Origin of the sequence: Wielerella bovis (assembly GCF_022354465.1) — a bacterium.
In the GTDB taxonomy this organism is placed as follows: domain Bacteria; phylum Pseudomonadota; class Gammaproteobacteria; order Burkholderiales; family Neisseriaceae; genus Wielerella; species Wielerella bovis.
This window is the reverse complement of record NZ_CP092361.1, coordinates 842,194-862,801: the sequence shown is the minus strand read 5'-3', so window position 1 is coordinate 862,801 and position 20,608 is coordinate 842,194. Positions and strand designations below refer to the sequence as shown.

20 protein-coding genes and 1 pseudogene are annotated in these 20,608 nt (G+C 42.5%); 9 read left to right on the top strand and 12 right to left on the bottom strand.

Annotated features, from left to right (window positions below; all coding sequences use genetic code 11):
* Window positions 1–33: 33 nt before the first annotated feature.
* The 6 genes from pheT to pheS form a co-directional block, all read right to left on the bottom strand.
* Window positions 34–2,388 (bottom strand): phenylalanine--tRNA ligase subunit beta, encoded by a 2,355-nt coding sequence (gene pheT, locus MIS45_RS04355; RefSeq protein WP_249451133.1) that lies wholly within the window; start codon window positions 2,386–2,388, stop codon window positions 34–36.
* A gap of 56 nt (window positions 2,389–2,444) precedes the next feature.
* Complete coding sequence (locus MIS45_RS04350; RefSeq protein ID WP_249451132.1) at window positions 2,445–3,122, bottom strand: DUF4276 family protein; 678 nt, start codon at window positions 3,120–3,122, stop codon at window positions 2,445–2,447.
* Window positions 3,123–4,199 carry an AAA family ATPase gene (locus tag MIS45_RS04345; RefSeq protein WP_249451131.1) on the bottom strand — a complete coding sequence of 359 codons (1,077 nt, stop codon included), beginning with the start codon at window positions 4,197–4,199 and terminating at the stop codon, window positions 3,123–3,125.
* 58 nt (window positions 4,200–4,257) lie between these two features.
* Complete coding sequence (locus MIS45_RS04340) at window positions 4,258–5,325, bottom strand: hypothetical protein (protein ID WP_249451130.1); 1,068 nt, start codon at window positions 5,323–5,325, stop codon at window positions 4,258–4,260.
* A gap of 47 nt (window positions 5,326–5,372) precedes the next feature.
* Window positions 5,373–5,663, bottom strand: a complete 291-nt coding sequence (locus MIS45_RS04335) for a hypothetical protein (RefSeq protein WP_249447410.1) — start codon at window positions 5,661–5,663, stop codon at window positions 5,373–5,375.
* 197 nt (window positions 5,664–5,860) lie between these two features.
* Complete coding sequence (gene pheS, locus MIS45_RS04330) at window positions 5,861–6,856, bottom strand: phenylalanine--tRNA ligase subunit alpha (protein WP_249451129.1); 996 nt, start codon at window positions 6,854–6,856, stop codon at window positions 5,861–5,863.
* A 375-nt stretch (window positions 6,857–7,231) separates the two neighbouring features.
* On the opposite strand from pheS, the gene scpC reads away from it, so the two are divergent.
* Window positions 7,232–8,752, top strand: coding sequence for a succinyl-CoA:acetate CoA-transferase ScpC (gene scpC, locus MIS45_RS04325; RefSeq protein WP_249451128.1), 1,521 nt, complete (start codon window positions 7,232–7,234; stop codon window positions 8,750–8,752).
* Window positions 8,753–8,795: 43 nt separating this feature from the next.
* Here the strand turns inward: scpC and dapE are convergent, their stop codons facing one another.
* From dapE to MIS45_RS04305, 4 genes are all read right to left on the bottom strand, one after another.
* On the bottom strand, window positions 8,796–9,923 hold the full coding sequence (gene dapE, locus MIS45_RS04320; protein WP_249451127.1) for a succinyl-diaminopimelate desuccinylase: 1,128 nt from the start codon (window positions 9,921–9,923) through the stop codon (window positions 8,796–8,798).
* A 380-nt stretch (window positions 9,924–10,303) separates the two neighbouring features.
* Window positions 10,304–11,956 (bottom strand): phospho-sugar mutase, encoded by a 1,653-nt coding sequence (locus MIS45_RS04315; protein ID WP_249451126.1) that lies wholly within the window; start codon window positions 11,954–11,956, stop codon window positions 10,304–10,306.
* Window positions 11,957–12,191: 235 nt separating this feature from the next.
* Entirely contained in the window at window positions 12,192–13,226 is a 1,035-nt protein-coding gene (locus tag MIS45_RS04310) for a D-alanyl-D-alanine carboxypeptidase family protein (protein ID WP_249451125.1), read from the bottom strand.
* Window positions 13,227–13,523: 297 nt separating this feature from the next.
* A complete protein-coding gene (locus MIS45_RS04305) occupies window positions 13,524–14,390 on the bottom strand; it encodes a DMT family transporter (RefSeq protein WP_249448377.1) in 867 nt (288 codons plus the stop codon).
* Window positions 14,391–14,500: 110 nt separating this feature from the next.
* Between MIS45_RS04305 and MIS45_RS04300 the strand changes: the two genes are divergently transcribed.
* Genes MIS45_RS04300 through MIS45_RS04290 form a run of 3 tightly spaced genes read left to right on the top strand, consistent with a single transcriptional unit; the run spans window position 14,501 to window position 16,287 of the window.
* Complete coding sequence (locus tag MIS45_RS04300) at window positions 14,501–14,812, top strand: HLGFF motif protein (protein WP_249451124.1); 312 nt, start codon at window positions 14,501–14,503, stop codon at window positions 14,810–14,812.
* The gene (ccoS, locus tag MIS45_RS04295; RefSeq protein ID WP_249443396.1) at window positions 14,813–14,992 is read left to right on the top strand and encodes a cbb3-type cytochrome oxidase assembly protein CcoS; all 180 of its coding nucleotides are present in this window, start codon (window positions 14,813–14,815) and stop codon (window positions 14,990–14,992) included.
* Window positions 14,989–16,287, top strand: coding sequence for an MFS transporter (locus MIS45_RS04290; RefSeq protein WP_249451123.1), 1,299 nt, complete (start codon window positions 14,989–14,991; stop codon window positions 16,285–16,287). The genes ccoS and MIS45_RS04290 overlap by 4 nt, the downstream gene beginning before the upstream one ends.
* A gap of 72 nt (window positions 16,288–16,359) precedes the next feature.
* Here MIS45_RS04290 and MIS45_RS04285 read toward each other — a convergent pair whose 3' ends face one another.
* Both MIS45_RS04285 and MIS45_RS04280 read right to left on the bottom strand, forming a co-directional pair.
* Entirely contained in the window at window positions 16,360–17,079 is a 720-nt protein-coding gene (locus MIS45_RS04285; RefSeq protein ID WP_249451122.1) for a 5'-methylthioadenosine/adenosylhomocysteine nucleosidase, read from the bottom strand.
* A complete protein-coding gene (locus tag MIS45_RS04280) occupies window positions 17,076–17,555 on the bottom strand; it encodes an S-ribosylhomocysteine lyase (RefSeq protein ID WP_249451121.1) in 480 nt (159 codons plus the stop codon). Before MIS45_RS04280 ends, MIS45_RS04285 begins: the two co-directional genes overlap by 4 nt.
* A gap of 282 nt (window positions 17,556–17,837) precedes the next feature.
* Between MIS45_RS04280 and iscR the strand changes: the two genes are divergently transcribed.
* From iscR to MIS45_RS04255, 5 genes and pseudogenes are all read left to right on the top strand, one after another.
* Entirely contained in the window at window positions 17,838–18,287 is a 450-nt protein-coding gene (iscR, locus tag MIS45_RS04275) for a Fe-S cluster assembly transcriptional regulator IscR (RefSeq protein ID WP_249443390.1), read from the top strand.
* Between the two features lie 71 nt (window positions 18,288–18,358).
* Window positions 18,359–19,567 (top strand): IscS subfamily cysteine desulfurase, encoded by a 1,209-nt coding sequence (locus MIS45_RS04270; RefSeq protein ID WP_249451120.1) that lies wholly within the window; start codon window positions 18,359–18,361, stop codon window positions 19,565–19,567.
* 91 nt (window positions 19,568–19,658) lie between these two features.
* Window positions 19,659–20,141: a hypothetical protein gene (locus MIS45_RS04265; protein WP_249451119.1), complete on the top strand. Its 483-nt coding sequence runs from the start codon at window positions 19,659–19,661 to the stop codon at window positions 20,139–20,141.
* 57 nt (window positions 20,142–20,198) lie between these two features.
* Window positions 20,199–20,378: a hypothetical protein gene (locus MIS45_RS04260; RefSeq protein WP_249451118.1), complete on the top strand. Its 180-nt coding sequence runs from the start codon at window positions 20,199–20,201 to the stop codon at window positions 20,376–20,378.
* A 62-nt stretch (window positions 20,379–20,440) separates the two neighbouring features.
* Window positions 20,441–20,608: pseudogene (locus MIS45_RS04255) on the top strand (IscS subfamily cysteine desulfurase); the annotation flags it as partial.

The following is a 20,608-nucleotide window of genomic DNA, read 5'->3' as shown; positions in this document are numbered from 1 at the left end:
TCCGCTAGGACTTTCAGGCTGCCTGTTTCAGTATTAACGCAATTTCGCGCCAATTTTCTCTGCTGATTCAATTAATTGCTGCACAATCGGCTCAACCGTTTCATCATTCAATGTGCCGTCATGGCTTTGCAACACGATTTTGACCGCCAACGATTTATGCTGTTCAGACAACCCTGCGCCGCGATAAACGTCAAACAATTCAATCGCTTGAATATAATCTGAACGCACCGCCCACAAAGCAGCTTGCAAAGCCGCAAAATCCACATTTTCAGGCAGCACAAACGCCAAATCACGGCGTACAGGCTGGAATTTGGACACCGCCTGATAGCGCGTTTTTTCGGTCGCCAACACAGCCGCCATGTCCAATTCAAACAACAAAGGCGCATTGGGCAAATCGTATTTTTGCAACCATTTTGGATGCAATTCGCCGATAAAGCCGACATTTTTACCGCCAATCAACACATTTGCGCTGCGCGTGGGGTGCAAAGCAGGGTGTTCCGCACGAACATATTGGACATTTTGTCCAGACAACAGGCTTTCCACATCCGCTTTCACATCGTAAAAATCGGCTGGACGCGCTTTTTCGCCCCATTGTTCAGGCTGCGCTGAACCGTAAACCAAACCGCCAACTTGTTCATTTTGCACAAAGTTACCGTTTTCTTTGCGGAACGTCCGCGCCACTTCAAACACGCGCACGCGGTTTTGTTTGCGGTTCAAATTGTTTTGCAAAATCTCAATCAAACCGCCCATCAACGTAGAACGCATTACCGAATATTGCGCCGCCAACGGGTTTTGCAAACGGATAGGGTCTTGATTATTCGCAAAATCCTGTTCCCATTCTTCATTCACAAAAGCATAGCTGACCACTTCCTGAAAACCGCGAGCCGCCAATTTCTGGTACACACCAAAACGCGCATGGCGCGTTTCAGGCAGCTTCAACATCGCCAATTTGCCCGAAGTGTAATCGTCTGGAATGTTTTCGTAGCCGTAAACTCGCGCGATTTCTTCAATCAAATCTTCTTCAATTTCAATGTCATAACGGAAACTCGGGGAAGTTACCGTCAAGCCATTTTCATTTTGGACAGGCTGTAAACCCAATTTGTCCAAAATCGCCTGCATTTTGTCCAAAGCGATGTCCACGCCCAAGACTTTTTTCACGCGCTCGGGGCGCATGGCAACGGTTTTGCTTTCAGGCAAAATGCCTTTTGCTTCAACGATTTCGCCTGCCTGACCGCCACAAATTTGCACAATCAATTCACTAGCACGTTCAATCGCGTCTTGTTGCAAAGCAAAATCCACACCGCGCTCAAAACGGAATGAACTGTCCGAACCAAAACCATATTGTCTTGATTTTCCAGAAATCATTTCAGGCGTAAACCACGCGCTTTCCAAAACCACATTTTTCGTTTCATCACCAACCGCGCTGGACGCACCGCCCATTAAACCTGCGATGGACAAAGCCTGTTTTTCGTCCGCAATGACCAATGTATTATCTTGTAAAGTAACGGTTTTTTCATTCAAACACGCCAAAGTTTCGCCATTTTGGGCGCGGCGAACGTGCAGGCTGCCTGAAAGTTTGTCCGCGTCAAAAACGTGCATGGGCTGACCCAATTCCAACATCACATAATTGCCGATGTCCACCAGCGCGGAAATGCTGCGAACCCCTGCGCGTTCAAGGCGTTGCGTGAGCCAAGCGGGGCTGGGCGCGGTCGCATTCACATTTTCAATCACGCGCGACAAAAAGCGTCCGCAATCTTCGGGCGCGTCAATTTGTACGGCTTGGGTGCGGCTGCTTTCGGATTTAACCGATTGAATTTTTGGGAAATTCACTTCACACCCCGTCAAAGCCGCCACTTCACGCGCCAAGCCTTTGATACTCAAACAATCGGTGCGGTTGGGCGTGATTTTCAACGTGAAAATCGTGTCGTCCAAATCCAAAAATTCGCGGATATTTTGTCCAACGGGCGCGTTGTCGGGCAAAATCAGCAAGCCGTCCACGTCTTCGGGCAAGCCCAATTCTTTGGCGGAACAAAGCATGCCGTTGGACACCACGCCGCGCATTTTGGTCGGTTTGATTTTGAAATCGTTGGGCAACAAGGCACCGTCCAAAGCGCACGGCACTTTGATACCCACGCGCACATTGGGCGCACCGCAAACGATTTGCAATAATTCGCCTTTGCCCACATCCACTTGGGTAACGTTCAGGCGGTCGGCATCGGGGTGTTTTTCCACCGATTTGACTTCGGCAATGACCACGCCCGAAAAATCAGGCGCGGCTGGGGTGGTTTCTTCCACTTCCAGCCCTGCCATGGTCAGCAAGTGGGCGAGTTGGTCGGGGGATAGGTTGGGGTTGGCTTGGGTTTTGAGCCATGAGTAGGAAAATTGCATTGTTTTTATCTCTTTGTTTTTAATTTAAAAATGGTTTTCAGGCTGCCTGAAAATATTTATAAAGGCTGTAATTTTCTTAATTTTTCTAACCAAGCACGAAAATGATGACATTCTCGTTCAATTGTTGTTAGAGTAATATTTTTTGCAGCTAATGGACCGTGCCGTGTTTTTCTATATTTAGGATACAAATTATCTTCTAATCGTTTAGATGGTTTGGTTTCATAGCTGTTATTGATGTGTTCAGGTGTCTCAAATTGTGAACGTATGTTTTGCAAAATAATCAACGAACGTTTCCAATCGGGTTCTTGTTGGCTCAATATTTCTACATCAGAAAATAATAATCCTTCAAATTCATATGGTTGAATATAAGGAATAAAGCGTTCAGGTTTACACGATATCTGTTGAATAACTGCATTTGCCAAACCCAATTCTAATTTTTCTGCTTTTTGATAAATATCGGTATGCGATAATGCTTCATTATAGTCAGGAAAATCTGTATCTAATCCATATAAATCAAACATGGTTGTTACATAAGTATCTTTACGTTCATTCAAAGTATTACGAATATAACGCATAAAGCGGTCAAATGTAATCGCCCCACCTTTACTGTTCTTGGAAGTTGGAATACAGCGCGGTTGAAGATAAATATTCAAATGATAAAAAGCAGGTGCCACAACATCACGAATAAATGTTTCTTCGCATTGTCCTTCGGTTAAAACAATAACTTCTACCATTTATGGTCTCCCACCGAAAACATTTTGTTTCCATAATTCGCCCAAAGAATAATCTTCAAGCCAATCGGCAAGTTTTTCTTCGGATAAACGTTCAAATGTAGAAGCGCCATTTTTTTGATTTACAACAACCACATCTTTGGGGTTGAATTCATTGACCAATTCAACAGATTGTGTAGATACAATTAATTGTTTTGTTTCAGCAACTTGTTTGAAAATATCAGCTAAAACTGTAATCGCATAAGGATGCAAACCGAGTTCAGGTTCATCAATCAAAACCGTGTCAGGTAATAAACTACTGGGCTGCAATAAAAGTGTTACCAAACAAATAAAACGCAAACTGCCGTCTGAAAGCATATGCGCTTTTAAAGGCGTATCCGTTTTACTAACTTGCGTCCACTCTAATTCTATTGTTTCAGGCTCGCCATCACGATGAACAAAGTCATGAAAAAATGGCAAAACCAAACGAATATTTTCTATAATTCGTTTGTATTCATCGGGATAATTTGTATAAATTCTATGTAAATACGCAGCCAAATTTGCAGCATCGGGTTTAAAGGTTAGATTATCATTGCTTGCGTGTTTTTGTTTCATTTTTGCGGTTTCACTGGTATCGTGAAAATGGTAAACACGCCAACTTTTGACTGCTGGGCGTACATAATCAGAGAAAGTATCCTGCGCTTCTTTTAATTTGGATTCTTCATGCCCATAGCCCAAAGTTCTATCAAAGCTACCATGAGGCCCTGTATACCAAACTATTTCTTTTTCAAAAATTAGTCTATTATCATTAGTAGGGATGAGATTAAATTTATATCCATTTGAATTAAAATAAAATTCTGCATGAATTTTTTCTGTTTCCTTTCTCCCAAAATGCAATAAAGCATCTGGACCACCTTGTTTTTGTAAATAAAGTTGCAGTTGCTGTTCATACATTGCATTCAGCATACGAAATAAGCTGATAAAATTACTTTTACCTGCACCATTGGCACCAATCAAGATATTCAAATTGGAAAAATGAAAATTCTGTAATTCTTGAATGGATTTATAACCATTAACAGTCAGTGAAGAAATTTTTGCCATTTTATTTATCTTTAAAAGTAATTATTTTTCAGGCAGCCTGAACCTCTTTTTACCCACATTATTCAAGCGCTTTGCCTTTACCACTTTTCGGCTTCAATTTGGCTGGCAACTGATTTTCCACCCAAGCCAAAGCCCCTTCGCATTCCAACCAAAATTGCCCAAATTCTTCCCAATAAACAAAAGCATGTTCTGGCGTATTGGGCAAAAACAAACCGCCATACCAGCCCGTTGGACGGCGATGTTTCTTTTTGCATAATTCTTTGGCAATCAATGGGTAAGTTTCAATGGCAGCTTGCAAAAAATCATTTTGTTCTTTGTGTTTGTTTTGAAATGCCGCCAAAGCGCGCCCAAACAACATTTCCGCATTCTCATCTTTGGGATATTTTTTGTATAATAACAAGGATTTATTCGGCAATTTCGCACGAATATACGCATAAATTAACTGAAAACGCGTACCCAAATTATCATTGTGCCACACTTTTAACAAGCGTTCGGCGTGATAAATGGCTTCTTGGATTTCATTTTGTTGCATTAAATGAATAATATAACTGTAATACACACGCATAAACGGGCGATTATTCACATTGTCCCAGCTCAAAGTGTCTTTTTGCCAATCAAAACCAGCCTGTTGCAAAGCATTCAAACCAATAAACACGCCACTGCGCGCCATTTGAAAAGCAATCGGTTGATAATCAATGGGTTGGTTTTCACTGGCGAGCAAATGCAAAGGAATGAAATTCGGATACCGATAACACGCCCCCAACAAATCCTGATAAATTTTCTGATATTGAAAAGCTGACAAAAAGTGGGCATTCAATCGTTCGGTGTATTCATTTAATGCTGCGTATTCTTCGCTTTCCTCGACCATGTTTTCATGAAAATCATTCAGTAAATCAGGGTGTTCCAATACAAACTGTTCAAAAATTTCAAAGGCTTCTTTTTCATTATCATTTTTACCCAACATAAAGTCCATGATTTTAGGGTCGTTCATAATAGACATGAAATCGGGCATATTTTCTTGGCTAATACCCTGATGTATAGGGGGAAGGAACTCTGGCAGATTGGGATTGCCATATTGCAGTTCCCAATGTTTTTTACGAAATTCAATGGCATAAGTTTGTTTCATCAGAAAATCCTTATCAAATTGAAATATTTTTCAGGCAGCCTGAACATTCACACCAACACCGAAATCAAAACATAAGCGCAAATTGTGCAAAACACCAACGCCAGATTTTCCCACTTATCCCGAAACGGCGCGAATGCCCCAGCCAAAATCACGCTAAACAAACCAGTCAAAAAAGCCCATTCCGCGTGTGCCAGCCACCATTCGCCCATTGCCTGATTGTCGCCCAATCCTGCTTTGAAATCAAAATATTGCAGAGATTGTCGCTCGCAATAACTTTGTACAAACAAGGCGGCAATCGTCAAAAAATAGCCAATCATTAAGAAATGGGTGCGTTTCATGTTTCAGGCTGCCTTTCATTACCCTATAAAATAAAAACATCGTCATTCCCGCGCAGGCGGGAATCCAACGTTGAGTTGCACAAACTTTTGTTTCTTAAAGTTAAAAATGGATTCCCGCCTACGCAGGAATGACGGCAGCTTTTTCTGTTTCAGGCAGCTTATTTCAGTTTTGTAGGGTAGTGAAGGCTGCCTGAAAATCATTTCTGAAATTGTTTCAAGAAATTCAAGTCATTATCAAAGAACAAACGCAAATCGTTCACGCCATAACGCAACATAGCAAAGCGGTCTAAACCAATGCCAAAGGCGAAACCCGTGTATTTTTCAGGGTCAATGTTCACGTTTTTCAAGACGTTGGGGTGTACCATGCCGCAGCCGCCCACTTCCAGCCATTTGCCGTTGTCGCCCATGATGTCAATTTCGGCAGACGGCTCGGTAAACGGGAAAAAGGACGGACGGAAACGCACTTGCAAATCATCGCGTTCAAAGAAATTGCGAATAAAATCAGTGAACACCGCTTTCAAATCGGCAAAACTCACGCCTTCTTCCACCCACAAACCTTCGGCTTGGTGGAACATGGGCGAGTGGGTCGCATCGCTGTCCACGCGGTACACGCGCCCTGGGGCGATGATGCGAATGGGCGGATTTTTCTTGTCCAGCATATAGCGGATTTGAATGGGGGACGTGTGGGTACGCAACACATCGCCATTTTCCACATAAAAGGTGTCTTGCATGGCGCGCGCAGGGTGATTTTGCGGAATATTCAAGGCTTGGAAATTGTGGAAATCGTCTTCAATTTCAGGGCCGTCCGCCACTTCAAAACCCATGCCGTGAAACAATTCTACCACGCGCTGCAAAGTCAAAGTTACGGGGTGCAAACCGCCCAAACTTTGCCCACGCGCAGGCAGAGTAATGTCCAACGCCTCCGCAGCGAGACGGGCTTGCAATTTTTGTTCTTCTAATTCAGCGCGTTTGCTGTCATAGGCTGCCTGAAATTGGTTTTTGCATTCGTTGATGTGTGCGCCTACGGTTTTGCGCTCTTCGGGCGACATTTGCCCCAATTGTTTCAGTAAAACATTGAGTTCGCCTGTTTTGCCAAGGTATTGCGCTTTGACTTGTTCCAAAGCGTTTTGGTCGGCGGCGTTTTGAATGGCGGCAATGCCGTTTTGGGTGATTTGGGTGGCGTTGTTTTGCATGATAATTTTCTTGTGGGTAAAAAATAATTTAGCGCATATCGCAGTATTTTCATTTTGTCTATTTAAGTCTATTTAAAATGAAAATAGATACAGCATGCGTAGGAGAAAATAAAGAAAGATTGTGTATTTTAACGTAAAATCAAATGTTCCAAAACTGCTTTTCAGGCTGCATAAAAAATAAAAGACAGCCTGAAAAATATTATGTATAAAATTTAAAGCAGAGACTAAACAGGTATACACCAACGAATTGGAAAACAGTACACATATGGTCGTTTAAAATAAAAATAATTTCTATCAATGAAGCAAAACGCTTGTTTCGCTATCATCTTTACGCTATATTTCTCTATCTTAACTGATTTTTGCATAGGATTTTTTATGACACAAGCGCAAGAACGTATTCACCATTCTGGTTTACGCAACAAAATTATGACCGCCGAACAAGCTGCCGCGTTTGTACAAAATGGCATGTTGGTCGGTGTAAGTGGCTTTACAGGAGCAGGACACCCCAAAGTTTTGCCTGCTGCGATTGCAGAAAAAGCCAAAGCTGAGCATGCACAAGGTAAACCTTTTACTATCGGTTTAATTTCAGGCGCATCAACGGCTGCAGAGTGTGATGGGGTATTAGCGGAAGCGAATGCACTGAAATTCCGCTCGCCTTATCAATCAGATTCAGCTACACGCACCCACATCAACAAGGGTAATATCGCGTATCACGATGCCCATTTATCGCATATTGAGCAACAAGTGCGCTTGGGATTTTATGGTGCTATGGACGTCGCCATTATTGAGGTGGTTGGTATCACAGCAGAGGGAAAATTGATTCCTTCTATGAGCATTGGTACAAATAATGAATGGTTAAAATCTGCCAAGAAAATTATTTTGGAAATCAATACTGTGCAGCTTGAAAAATTAGAAGGCATGCACGATATTATCAACGATATTGGTACGCCTCCAAATCGCCAACCTATTATGATTACCGACCCTAATCAACGCGTGGGTTCAGCTTATTTAGAATGCGATTTAGATAAAATTGTCGCCATTGTTTTAACACATGCCAACGACCGTAACAGCAAATTTACTGAACCCGATGCCACTTCTAAATTAATTGCTGAACGCATGATAGATTTTTTTGCTTACGAAGTGAAACAAGGTCGTTTGCCCAAAAATTTATTGCCTCTGCAATCTGGCGTAGGCAACGTTGCCAATGCCGTGCTAACCGCATTACAAGACTCCCCATTTGAAAATCTAATGGGTTATACCGAAGTGCTGCAAGACGGTATGCTGGATTTGATTTTATCGGGCAAAATGAAATCCGCATCCGCAACTGCATTATCATTCAGCCCAGCCGCACTGCAACGTTTTAACGATAATATTGATTTTCTGCGCAGCAAAATTGTATTGCGTCCACAAGAATTGACCAATCATCCTGAATTGATTCGTCGTTTGGGTGTGATTAGTATGAATGCGATGATTGAAGCGGATATTTACGGCAACGTCAATTCTACACACATTATGGGCACAAAAATGATGAACGGCATTGGCGGTTCAGGCGATTTCACACGCAATGCGTCTTTCTCATTTTTTGTTACGCCATCGGTAGCGAAAAATGGCACGATTTCATGCATTGTGCCAATGGTATCGCATCATGACCATACTGAACACGATGTGATGTTTGTCGTTACTGAGCAAGGTTTGGCAGATTTACGCGGCAAATCGCCACGTCAGCGTGCGAAATTGATGATTGAAAATTGTGCGCATCCAGATTATCGCGATATGTTGCAAGATTATTATGACCGTGCTGAAAAAGCAGGTGGTTTGCATACACCACACTTGTTAATGGAAGCTCTGTCTTGGCATCAACGATTTGTAGATACGGGCGATATGCGCGTTAAATAATAAAAAGGCAGCCTGAAAATATTTTTTCAGGCTGCCTTTTAAATCACTTCAACAACTCAATCATCATTTTTTCATAAACAGCAGACAATTTGGGAATATCATCCAAAGAAATATGCTCATCAATCTGATGAATCGTTGCATTTACAAAACCCAATTCAATCAATTCGCGCGCAATCGCTTTAATAAAACGCCCATCTGATGTGCCGCCCGTAGTAGACAATTCCGTCTGCACACCACAAATTTCACCAATCGCCTGTTGCGCTACTGCGGTCAATTTACCCGCTTCCGTCAAAAACGGATTGCCCGACAAACTCCACACCAAATCATAAGTTAAACCATATTTATCCAAAATGGCATGCACGCGCTGTTTCAGGCTGTCTTCGGTTTGTTCGGTGGGAAAACGGAAATTGAATTTCACATTCACGGTTGCAGGAATGACATTGGTTGCGCCTGTACCGCCATTGATATTGGAAATTTGAAAACTGGTGGCAGGAAAATACGCATTACCCGTATCCCACTCGGTTTCAGCAAGTTCCGCCAAAGCAGGCGCAGCAGCATGAATGGGATTATGCGCCAAATGCGGATAGGCAATATGCCCTTGTTTGCCCTGCACTGTCAAGCTGCCTGAAAGCGAACCACGTCGTCCATTTTTCAATGTATCGCCCAAAACATGTACAGCAGTAGGTTCTCCCACAATGCAATAATCAATCAACTCACCACGTTGTTTTAATGCGTCCACAACTTTGGTCGTACCATCGTGTGCGTCGCCCTCTTCATCCGATGTAATCAACAAAGCAAGGCTGCCTGAAAAATCGGGATTTTGTGCCACAAATCGCTCACAAGCCGTAACAAAACAAGCAATTGCGGTTTTCATATCGGCTGTGCCACGCGCATAAAGTTTGCCATTGTGTTCGGTGGGTGTGAATGGGTCAAATGTCCACTGCGACACATCGCCCGTTGGCACAACATCGGTGTGCCCCGCAAAACACACCACAGGTGCGGTGTTACCCAATCGCGCCCAAATGTTTTTGGTTTGCCCAAAATACATTTCTTCAATTGTGAAACCGATTTTTTGCAAACGTTCCGCGATGATTTTTTGGCAATTTTTGTCATCAGGTGTGATGGATTGTTCGGATAATAATTGTTTGGCTAATGATAAGCTGTCGTTCATGTTCAGGCTGCCTGAAAAATCAAAAACATCATTTTAACGCGAATTTTGTTTCTAGACTATTGTTATAAAAAACTAATTTTTCTATAGTCGTTTCAAATATAGTGGATTCAATTTAAATCAGGACAAGGCGACAGCAACCGCCGTGTACACCGAGTACATAAGGGAGCTAGCAACGCTGTACTGGTTTAAATTGAATTCACTATATCATAAACATAAATCAAGGGCTAATGACAGTATAGCAATGTCATTAGCCCACAAGAATAAGAAATTCAAATATCAATGAATAATTTGTCATAGCGTAGACATTTATATCTACTTTAACAAAAATAACATTACAATACAAATATTTAAATTAAATCCTTCCCAAACTCACACAATAATCAACAATTTTGCGAACCATATTTTTCTTGACGCAATAATTCGCGTACCGCTTGGTCAAATGCTTGCAAGACTTCTTGTGCGTGCGCCGCCGTTTCGCCTTTCGCATCTAAATAGAACTTAACTTTCGGCTCTGTACCCGATGGACGCACAATCAAGCGACAACCGTTTGCCAAATAAAACACCAAAATATCGCTTTGACGGTCGGTGTGTAAATGGTCAATAAATTGCGCCACTTCTTGCCCACCGATTTGGTTTGGACGATGTTCACGCATCGCCGCCATCAATTTGGCAATATCAGGCAACTCATTGACACGAATGGAAATTTGCGAACTAATAAATGCACCAAACATTTGCGTAAAGTCATGCGCATAATCTAATAACGTTTTGCCTTGCGCTTTCAGGCTGCGTACCAAATCCAAGAAGACAATCGCCGCTGAAATACCATCTTTGTCGCGCACTTTATCGGGGTCCACCAAATAACCCAATGCTTCTTCAAAACCAAACAATAAATTTTCGGTTTTGGCGATGTATTTGAAACCCGTCAGCGTTTCTTCATTGGCGAAACCGTATTTTTGCGCGATGCTGGCAAGCGCGGGCGACGACACCAGCGAACACGCCAAAGTACCTTGTTTTCCTTGATTTTTTTGTGCTAAATACCACGCCAAATAGCAGCCGACTGTATTACCGTGCAAGGGTTTCCATTCGCCATTTTCATCGGCAATCGCTACCGCTAAACGGTCAGCATCAGGGTCATTTGCCAAAATAAATTCGGCTTGGTGTTTTTTCGCCAAAGTAATCGCTAAATCCAACGCGCCTTTTTCTTCGGGATTAGGGAAAGCAACGGTTGGAAACGCCGCATCGGGTTCGGCTTGCTCCGCCACAATATGCGGTAAAGGCAGATTTGCGGCATTCAAAGTTTTCAGCAATACTTCTTTGCCCACGCCGTGCATGGCGGTATAAACGTAATTGAGTTCGCACGCAGGTTCTTGCGCCAATGCTGCCGTTTTAGCGATATACGCATCAATCACAGTTTCGTCCAGCGTAATATATTGTGTGCTGCGTGGGTATTCATTGATAGGTGTTTCTGTCGATTTATCAATAAGTTGTGCAATTTCTTCATCAGCTGGCGACACAATTTGTCCACCACCATTGCTTTTACCCAAATACACTTTGTAGCCATTGTCGGCTGGTGGATTGTGGCTAGCGGTTACCATCACGCCTGCGCTGGTATCCAAATGTTGAATCGCATACGCCAAAACAGGAGTCGGCAAACAACGTGGCAACAGCCATGTTTTGATACCTGCCGCTGCCATAATTTCTGCGGTGTCTTTGGCGTAAATATCGGAATTTTTGCGTCCATCGTAACCAATCACAATGCTGGGCGTTTGTGGGTCAAATTGCAAAATATAATCCGCTAAACCTTTTGCGGCTTGCGAAACCAATACGCGGTTCATGCCCATGGAACCTGCTTGCTGACGACCACGTAAACCTGCCGTCCCAAACTGCAAGCGTCCATCAAAACGATGTTCTAATTCGGTTTGTGCAACTTCATCGCCTGCGCGTGCCGCATCTATCAGCTGCGATAATTCTGCACGGGTCTCTGGGTCAGGGTCTTGTTTCAGCCAGTTTTCAGCTTGGGTAAATACTGTCATCGTTCTATCCTTTAATAAATATGGTTTATTAGAAAAAATGATATTTTAACATTTTCAGGCTACCTTATCAGCAAAAGGCAGCCTGAAAAATATCTTGAATAGGTTGTTTAAATAGGTGTACACAGCGGTCGCTGTCGCCTTGTCTGTGTTAATTGAAAACGACTATATAATTTCTATTTTCAGGCTGCCTTAAATAAAAAAAACCGTCTGATAAATCATACGGTTTTTTATTACATTATAGAGCCAATTGTGCCATGTTGCCCAAAGTACGCGCATCATTAGCTCGGGTTGCAGAAGTCGCAGAACCCAATACCACAATCACAATTGGCTCACGTCCCATTTGTGCTTGCAATACCATTGAACGCCCTGCTTCGCGAATATAACCTGTTTTTTGCAATGTGATATTCATATCACCTTCACGCACCAAAGCATTGGTATTTTTATACTCCTGCAAACGCCCTGTACTGGTATACGCCTGACCATAATTAGATGTACTCAATTCACGGATTTTAGGATAACGGCTGGCAGCCTGAACCATACGGCTCAATTCCAAGGCAGTAGAAACATTGCGTGGGTCTAAGCCTGTGGGTTCATAAAAACGAGTGTTTGCCATACCCAAACTACGCGCTTTGTTGTTCATCGCCGCAACAAATGCACTCATACCCCCTGGGTAAGTACGTCCCAGCGCATGAATGGCACGGTTTTCACTGCTCATCAAACCCAAATGCAATAATTGCCCACGCGTCAAAGTTGTACCAATAGACAAACGGCTACTCGTCCCTTTCAAGCGGTCAATTTCACTCTCTGTGATGGTAATCTGCTCATTCATATCTAGATTCGCATCTAATAACACCATAGCCGCCATCAATTTGGAAATAGACGCGATAGAACGCACGCTATCCATATTTTTTTGATACAAAATCTGCCCTGTTTTCGCATTCATAATTAAAGCTGAACGCGCCTTAAGCATAGAATCTGCATAGGCAGATTGATATGGAATGCTATTTTGTGGCGCTTGAAAAGTTTGTGGTACAGATTGTGTATATATAGTCGGTGCAACATTTTGAGATGGTGCTGGCACATATTGTTGTGGCTGATAGTATTGTGCTTGCGGTTGTGTATACGCTTGTTGTTGTGGTTGCACAGGAAAATTTTGTTCTAGAAAACGACCCAGCACATCTTCGTTATCATATGCATTCGCAGGTGTGATGATGCTTAGACCAAGCAATGTGCCAAGACAAAAAGTTTTGCTGAATTGAAACAACGACATGAAATACTCTTTCATACAGATTGGTAAAAATAAAACACTCGGAAACCATTCCGCCAACATGTTTATATTATATCATTTGAGCATGAATCACGTCAGTAAAATACAAACTTAACTTTCTACTTAACGCTGCTTCAAAATGATTAACAGGAAAACATAAACGGAATTTTTGGATAATATCACTTTGATATGATAGATAAAAGGGGCGTATTTGTAAAATTACAGAAACCCATGCCTTTTTACATTCCTACATAAATGTAAAAAGGCAGCCTGAAAACCTAAATTCTATATTTTCATTCTTTATTTCAGGCTGCTAACCACGCCTGCAACAATAATCATGACCATACCCAAAATTTCCAGCCACCCCAATGGTTCGCCTGCAAATAACCAAGCATACAAGGCGGAAAACACGACAGCCAAATACGATAGCGATGCAACGGTGAATTTTCGCCCAACGTGATAAGCGCGTGTCATCGCCAATTGTGCAAACATCGCGGTAATGCCAATACCAAGCAAAATGGGTATGCTGGACAAAGTGGGTATATGCCAGCCGTGAAAAGTGGCAAACACCGCCGCAATCACGCCAGACATCAGCGAAAAATAAAACACCACGCGCCATGCAGGTTCACCTGCTTGCGATAATTCGCGCACTTGTAAATAGGCATAACCTGCAAACACGCCGCTGCCAAGTGCAATTACGGTTTGCATTGCCATACCTGAACTGAATGCAGGCTGCAATAATACGACAATACCTGCCAGACCAAATAGCAAACCAAACCACATTTTTGCGGAGGGTTTTTCGTGTAACAGAATAATAGAAAACAGTGCTAAAAATAAGGCGGAAGTATAGTTCAACGTTATCGCAGTCGCGAGTGGCAAATGAGTCAAGCCATAGAAAAATAACAATAAACTAATGCTTCCTGTGATGCCTCGCTCAAAATGTTCTTTAAGATAAGGCGTTTTCAAGGAATGTCCGCGCCAACGTGCTTGCGCCGCCAACACAATCACAGCCAATAAGACGCGCCAAAACACCAATTCATAATGCGTCATATTAAACTGCGTACCTGCTTGCTTGACCAATACGCCCATCAAGGTAAAGAAAAATGCGGCAACAATAATCCATGCCGAACCAAGTGGGTCTTTGGGTATAGTTGTGGGTTGCAACATATTTTCAGGCTGCCTTCTCTATCATTTTTCAGGCTGCATTAAATTAAAGGCAGCCTGAAAGATTTTGCGATACAATTTCACGATAAAAGTTTATTTTGAGACCATATATTATGCACCAATTTTCCATCCACACCCAAACAGGCGAACATTTGGGCTTTTTGATTATGCTGCCCAGCGATGAATATGAACCCACTTGCGGACAACTGGCAATCAAATTGCGCGATGATTTGCCGTCCACCCTGTTACCTGCCACACAAGCACTCAATGACTGGGCAGAGTCTGGCATGTTAAATTGGTTGATGGAAAGCGACCGTGTGCGCGTGTCCAATGAAGAAAATGATTTGATGGGCTACATTCGCCAAGAATGGCTGATTATTGACGGCACACGTTTCGTGCTAAACGATTTGGAAGGGAGCTTGTAAATGGAAAGTTTGTATATTTTGATTCCAATCAGCATCATTTTGGCATTTGCAATAGGCTATTTCTTTTGGTGGTCAGGTAAAAATGGGCAATTTGACGATTTGGAAGGCCCTGCTCATCGCATATTAATGGACGATGACCACACATTTGATAAGCAGCCTGAACAGGATAAATCATCATGAGTACCGATTTTGCTTTTGCCAAAACACGCCGTTTTGCGCCCTTGTTTACCACCCAATTTTTGGGCGCATTCAACGACAATTTGTTCAAAAATTCGCTGTTTGTGCTGATTAGTTTTTATGGCTTGGGACAAAACGCTATTTTGCCAGCCGAACAATTATTAAATTTAGGTTCATTGCTGTTTGTATTACCCTATTTTTTATTTTCCGCCCTATCAGGACAACTGGCTTCACGTTTTGACAAAGCGCGTTTGGCACAGAGTAGCAAAATTCTGGAAGTCGCCATCATGACATTGGCAGGATACGGTTTTTACACTGCTTCCGCACCTTTATTAATGCTGTGTCTGTTTATGATGGGCGTGCAATCCACCTTATTTGGTCCTGTCAAATATTCCATTTTGCCCGAATATTTGCATGAAAAAGAATTATTGTCGGGCAACGGTTTGATTGAATCAGGAACATTTTTGGCGATTTTATTCGGACAAATGCTCGGCACAGCGGTGGCGGGCGCAGGTGCAGGCGTTTTGACTGCCTTGATTTTGCTGGTTGCCATTACGGGTTTTTCAGGCAGCCTATTTATGCCACCCGCCCCCAGCAAAACACCCGATGCACCAATTGATTGGCACATTATCCGCAACACCAAACAATTATTGCAAACAACCCAAAGACAGCCTGAATTATTTACCGCGATTATTGGTATTTCGTGGTTTTGGTTTGTCGGCGCGGTTTATACCACGCAATTACCAACATTCGTCAAAATTCATCTGCATGGCAACCCCAATGTATTCAATTTAATGTTGGGTCTATTTTCCATCGGCATTGCAGTAGGTTCTATTTTGTGTGCCAAAATCAGTCATGGTAGCCTGAAACTGCGTTTGGTAACAGCTGGCGCAATCGGTTTGACAATATTTGGTTGCTTATTGGTGTGGCTATCGCGTGGCACATCATTTGCCAGCGATGGCGAATTGCAAGGCATTGTTTCATTTTTATCACACGGTGCCGCCTATCCTGTGATTATTACCATGCTTGGCATTGGTTTTTGCGGCGGTTTCTTTTCCGTACCGCTGTACACATGGCTGCAAACCGCTTCATCCGATGAATTTCGGGCGCACGCGGTGGCAGCGAATAATATTGTGAATGCCGTGTTTATGGTTAGCGCAGCGATTATCAGCGCGATTTTATTGGCGGTATTTGGCAGCATTTTGGTGTTATATGGCACGGTGGCGGTAGGCAATATTGTCTTGCTGGCATATTTGAGTAAACGTGCGCCACAATTATTTTTTGCACAATCCAAATAAATAATGCAGCCTGAAAACCAATAGGCAGCCTGAAAAAATATTTTTTCAGGCTGCCTATATTGATTGATTACATTAAAGTGAACGAATAATCGCTTGTACCATTTCCGCCGAATGTTCCGATGCCGTAACCACAAACTCATCAAAACTCACTTCTGCTGTTTCTTCTGCACCATCTGAAATCGCACGAATTACCACAAACGGCATATTCATTTGGAAACAAGTTTGTGCAATGGATGCCGCTTCCATTTCCACGGCTTGTGGGTCGGGAAAACGCGCCATGATATTTTGCGTGGTCGCTGAATCATGTACAAATTGGTCGCCGCTGACAATCAAACCACGCGAAATGGTGGCATTTTTAAACGCTGTTGCCGCTGTTTCTGCCGCATAAACCAACGCACTTTCGCAGGTATAAAACACAGGCAACTGCGGCACTTGTCCATGCGCGTATCCAAACGCCGTAACATCCACATCATGATGCGCGACATGCGTACCAATCACCACATCGCCCACTTTCAAACCTTTGCCAATACCGCCTGCACAGCCTGTATTAATCACACAATCAGGCGAAAAATGTTCAATCAATAATGTCGTTGCAATCGCCGCATTGACTTTACCGATACCACTTTGGCACAACACAATATCTTTGTCTTCATATTTACCCGTATAAAAAGTAAATGATTTACCAAAATTTTGTGTTTTCAGGCTGCTTAAACTGTTTTTTAAAGTAACAACTTCGGCTTCCATCGCGCCAATAATACCAATGGTTTCAGGCTGCAAAATCTCACGGCTCATGCAAACACCTCTTCCCATTCGCTGCGTTTATCCAACAAATAGCGAGCAATTTTTTGCGCCCCTTCCAAGCTATGACTTGCCGACCAACCGCATTGCACCACATTACACGCAGGCACTTCGGTCGCCACCACCACATCTTGCAAGGTTTTTTCAATCAAATCCACCGCATCTTGATAATCGGGTAAATTCAGCAAAGTAACATAAAAACCTGTTTGACAACCCATCGGGCTAATATCCACAATTTTATCAGAATGATTACGCGACAATTCCGCCATCAAATGCTCCAAAGAATGCAAAGATGGCATTTCCATATGGTCTTGATTGGGCTGACAAACGCGCAAATCGTATTTGTAAATCACATCACCATGGTCGCCATCGGTAACGCTCGCCAAACGCACATAAGGGGCTTTCACAATCGTGTGGTCAAGGTTAAAACTTTCCACATTCATTTTTTTTTCAGTTGTGATGGTTGTCATCGTGTTTAGTCCTTTGCCAAAAAGTCAATTAAATATAGTGGATTCACTAAATCAGGACAAGGCGACAGCGACCGCCGTGTACACATAGTACATAAGAGAGCTGGCAACGCTGTAATGATTTAAATTGAATTCACTATAAAACAAATTATACGCGATTTCAGGCAGCCTGAAAAACGCAATATTTTAACAATATAGATTATAGCCAAATAAACTTGACTGATTTACTAGGATATTAGACAATTCGCTCCCATTTAAATCAAACCAACCATCACCAAAAAAATCATGCGACTCACAACAAAAGGACGATTTGCCGTAACTGCCATGATAGACTTGGCAATGAACGCGCAATACAATGCCGTTAAACTCAACGCTATCAGCGAACGACAAAAAATTTCCCTTTCCTATTTAGAACAATTATTTAGCAAACTTCGCCGCGCGGGTTTAGTAGAAAGCATACGCGGACCAGGTGGTGGCTATATCTTGGGCAAATCTGCCGAACATATCAATATTGCCCAAATTATTGCCGCCGCTGAAGACAGTTTGGATGCCACATTATGCAGCGGTAAAGCTAATTGCCAAAGTGGCACGCCTTGTCTCACACACAATTTGTGGGAAAACTTAAACCAAACCATTCATACTTATTTAAGTAGCGTTACCCTCGCCAGTTTGTTGGAACAATCGCCATCGGATACGCAAACACAAATTGTCAAAATCACACACATTCATGTTTGATAAAAAATTTTATTTTCAGGCTGCCTGAAAATTATTTACAAAAATATATTTATTAATAAGGACATAAATCCATGAACAAACCCATTTATTTAGACTACGCCGCCACCACCCCATTGGACAAACGTGTTTTAGACAAAATGATGCCCTATTTGACCAATGAATTTGGTAACCCAGCTTCCAACAGCCACGCCTACGGCTGGACGGCAGAAGAAGCCGTAGAAAACGCCCGCAACGAAGTTGCCAAACTGATTAACGCTGACAGCAAAGAAATCGTGTGGACAAGCGGCGCAACCGAATCCAACAACTTGGCAATCAAAGGCGCGGCACAATTCTACAAAACCAAAGGCAAACACCTGATTACCGTAAAAACCGAACACAAAGCCGTTTTGGACACCATGCGCGAATTGGAACGTCAAGGCTTTGAAGTTACTTATTTGGACGTGCAAGAAAACGGTTTGATTGATTTGGACGTGTTGAAAGCAGCCGTACGCTCTGACACCATTTTGATTTCAGTAATGTGGGTAAACAACGAAATTGGCGTGATTCAGGACATTCCAGCGATTGGCGCATTCTGCCGCGAAAACAAGATTATTTTCCACGTTGATGCCGCGCAAGCTTGCGGTAAAACGCCTGTTGATGTGGAAGCAGCGCAAGTGGATTTGTTGTCCATGTCTGCCCACAAAATTTACGGCCCCAAAGGCATTGGCGCGTTGTACGTTCGCCGCAAACCACGTGTACGCTTAGAAGCGCAAATGCACGGTGGTGGTCATGAGCGCGGTTTCCGTTCTGGTACTTTGCCTACGCACCAAATCGTTGGCATGGGCGAAGCTTTCCGCATTGCGCGTGAAGAGTTGGAAAAAGACACTGCTCACGCTTTGAAATTGCGCGAAATTTTCTTGAAAGGCATTGAAGGCATTGAAGAAGTGTACATCAATGGCGATATGGCGAACCGCGTTGCCACCAATTTGAACGTGAGTTTCAACTATGTGGAAGGCGAGAGCTTGATTATGGCGGTAAAAGAAATCGCGGTATCAAGCGGTTCAGCGTGTACTTCGGCAAGTTTGGAGCCAAGCTACGTTTTGCGCGCTTTGGGTCGCAATGACGAATTGGCGCACAGCTCTTTGCGCGTAACCTTCGGTCGCATGACCACAGAAGAAGAAGTGGCATTTGCCGCTGATTTGATTAAAGCGAAAATCGGTAAATTGCGCGATTTGTCGCCTTTGTGGGAAATGTTTAAAGATGGTATTGATTTGAGCAAAGTGGAATGGGTGGAGCACTAATTCCATTTTGATTTGAGTTTTCAGGCTGCCTGAAAAGATTGAATATCATTTTAGACAGCCTGAAATACAAAAATAAATTTAAGTAAGAACTATGGAAATTAATAAAATACAATCTATGAGATTAAGGCAGAGGTGGTTAAATAGTGCCATAACTATTGGTTCATTTACTTTTTTTGTTGAGAATTCAGGAAATAACAATGCAGATTTATCATATTTATTTCTCATTAGTATGACCTTGTTTATTATTAGCATGACAATATCATCATATTTAGTCTTGATAGATATTTTAACTTTTCATAATGATGAAATAGATAAAGATATAGATGAAATAAACAAAGGGATAAGTCTTAATAAACAAGATAAAGCAAAATTAGAAGAAGAACTTGAAGAAGATTACTATAAGGCAACCCAAAATTTAGAAAAATTATCTCTAATTTCCACTTCTATATTTAGTTTTGGTATCTTTTTTGCATTATGGAATATTCATACTAGTTTAGCAGTAATATTGCTTGTAATTACACCATTGGTTATTTTTTCTGTTAGACGTCAGATTAAAGCAGCCTTTAATATTTAATACAATGTTGGGTTGAAAACCCAACATCAATAGCTGGAAATTTGAAATACGAAAATATTGGGTTTTGCAACCAAACCTACATCTTTCAGGCAGCCTGAAATGCAAAACAAATTCGCCCTAACCCTTGTCCAAAACCGTTTTCTCGCCAAGAAAAACATTGTGGAACTGATACACAGTATTTCGCGCTTGGAAAACGTGAATACCACCTTTCCGCAAACGCAAACCATAGTACCGTAGGTCGGGCATTAATGCCCGACATTCCCGAAAAATACAAAATTGTCGGGCATCAATGCCCGACCTACAAGACTTTGCGCGTTACCTTCGGTCGCATGACCACAGAAGAAGAAGTGGCTTTCGCCGCCGATTTGATTAAAGCGAAAATCGGCAAATTGCGCGATTTGTCGCCTTTGTGGGAAATGTTTAAAGATGGTATTGATTTGAGCAAAGTGGAGTGGGTGGAGCACTAA

Excerpts from the sequence above, each read along its gene's own strand:
- pheT (WP_249451133.1), bottom strand. The coding sequence starts at position 2,388 with ATGCAATTTTCCTACTCATGGCTCAAAACCCAAGCCAACCCCAACCTA.
- MIS45_RS04350 (WP_249451132.1), bottom strand. The coding sequence starts at position 3,122 with ATGGTAGAAGTTATTGTTTTAACCGAAGGACAATGCGAAGAAACATTT.
- MIS45_RS04345 (WP_249451131.1), bottom strand. The coding sequence starts at position 4,199 with ATGGCAAAAATTTCTTCACTGACTGTTAATGGTTATAAATCCATTCAA.
- MIS45_RS04340 (WP_249451130.1), bottom strand. The coding sequence starts at position 5,325 with ATGAAACAAACTTATGCCATTGAATTTCGTAAAAAACATTGGGAACTG.
- MIS45_RS04335 (WP_249447410.1), bottom strand. The coding sequence starts at position 5,663 with ATGAAACGCACCCATTTCTTAATGATTGGCTATTTTTTGACGATTGCC.
- pheS (WP_249451129.1), bottom strand. The coding sequence starts at position 6,856 with ATGCAAAACAACGCCACCCAAATCACCCAAAACGGCATTGCCGCCATT.
- scpC (WP_249451128.1), top strand. The coding sequence starts at position 7,232 with ATGACACAAGCGCAAGAACGTATTCACCATTCTGGTTTACGCAACAAA.
- dapE (WP_249451127.1), bottom strand. The coding sequence starts at position 9,923 with ATGAACGACAGCTTATCATTAGCCAAACAATTATTATCCGAACAATCC.
- MIS45_RS04315 (WP_249451126.1), bottom strand. The coding sequence starts at position 11,956 with ATGACAGTATTTACCCAAGCTGAAAACTGGCTGAAACAAGACCCTGAC.
- MIS45_RS04310 (WP_249451125.1), bottom strand. The coding sequence starts at position 13,226 with ATGTCGTTGTTTCAATTCAGCAAAACTTTTTGTCTTGGCACATTGCTT.
- MIS45_RS04305 (WP_249448377.1), bottom strand. The coding sequence starts at position 14,390 with ATGTTGCAACCCACAACTATACCCAAAGACCCACTTGGTTCGGCATGG.
- MIS45_RS04300 (WP_249451124.1), top strand. The coding sequence starts at position 14,501 with ATGCACCAATTTTCCATCCACACCCAAACAGGCGAACATTTGGGCTTT.
- ccoS (WP_249443396.1), top strand. The coding sequence starts at position 14,813 with ATGGAAAGTTTGTATATTTTGATTCCAATCAGCATCATTTTGGCATTT.
- MIS45_RS04290 (WP_249451123.1), top strand. The coding sequence starts at position 14,989 with ATGAGTACCGATTTTGCTTTTGCCAAAACACGCCGTTTTGCGCCCTTG.
- MIS45_RS04285 (WP_249451122.1), bottom strand. The coding sequence starts at position 17,079 with ATGAGCCGTGAGATTTTGCAGCCTGAAACCATTGGTATTATTGGCGCG.
- MIS45_RS04280 (WP_249451121.1), bottom strand. The coding sequence starts at position 17,555 with ATGACAACCATCACAACTGAAAAAAAAATGAATGTGGAAAGTTTTAAC.
- iscR (WP_249443390.1), top strand. The coding sequence starts at position 17,838 with ATGCGACTCACAACAAAAGGACGATTTGCCGTAACTGCCATGATAGAC.
- MIS45_RS04270 (WP_249451120.1), top strand. The coding sequence starts at position 18,359 with ATGAACAAACCCATTTATTTAGACTACGCCGCCACCACCCCATTGGAC.
- MIS45_RS04265 (WP_249451119.1), top strand. The coding sequence starts at position 19,659 with ATGGAAATTAATAAAATACAATCTATGAGATTAAGGCAGAGGTGGTTA.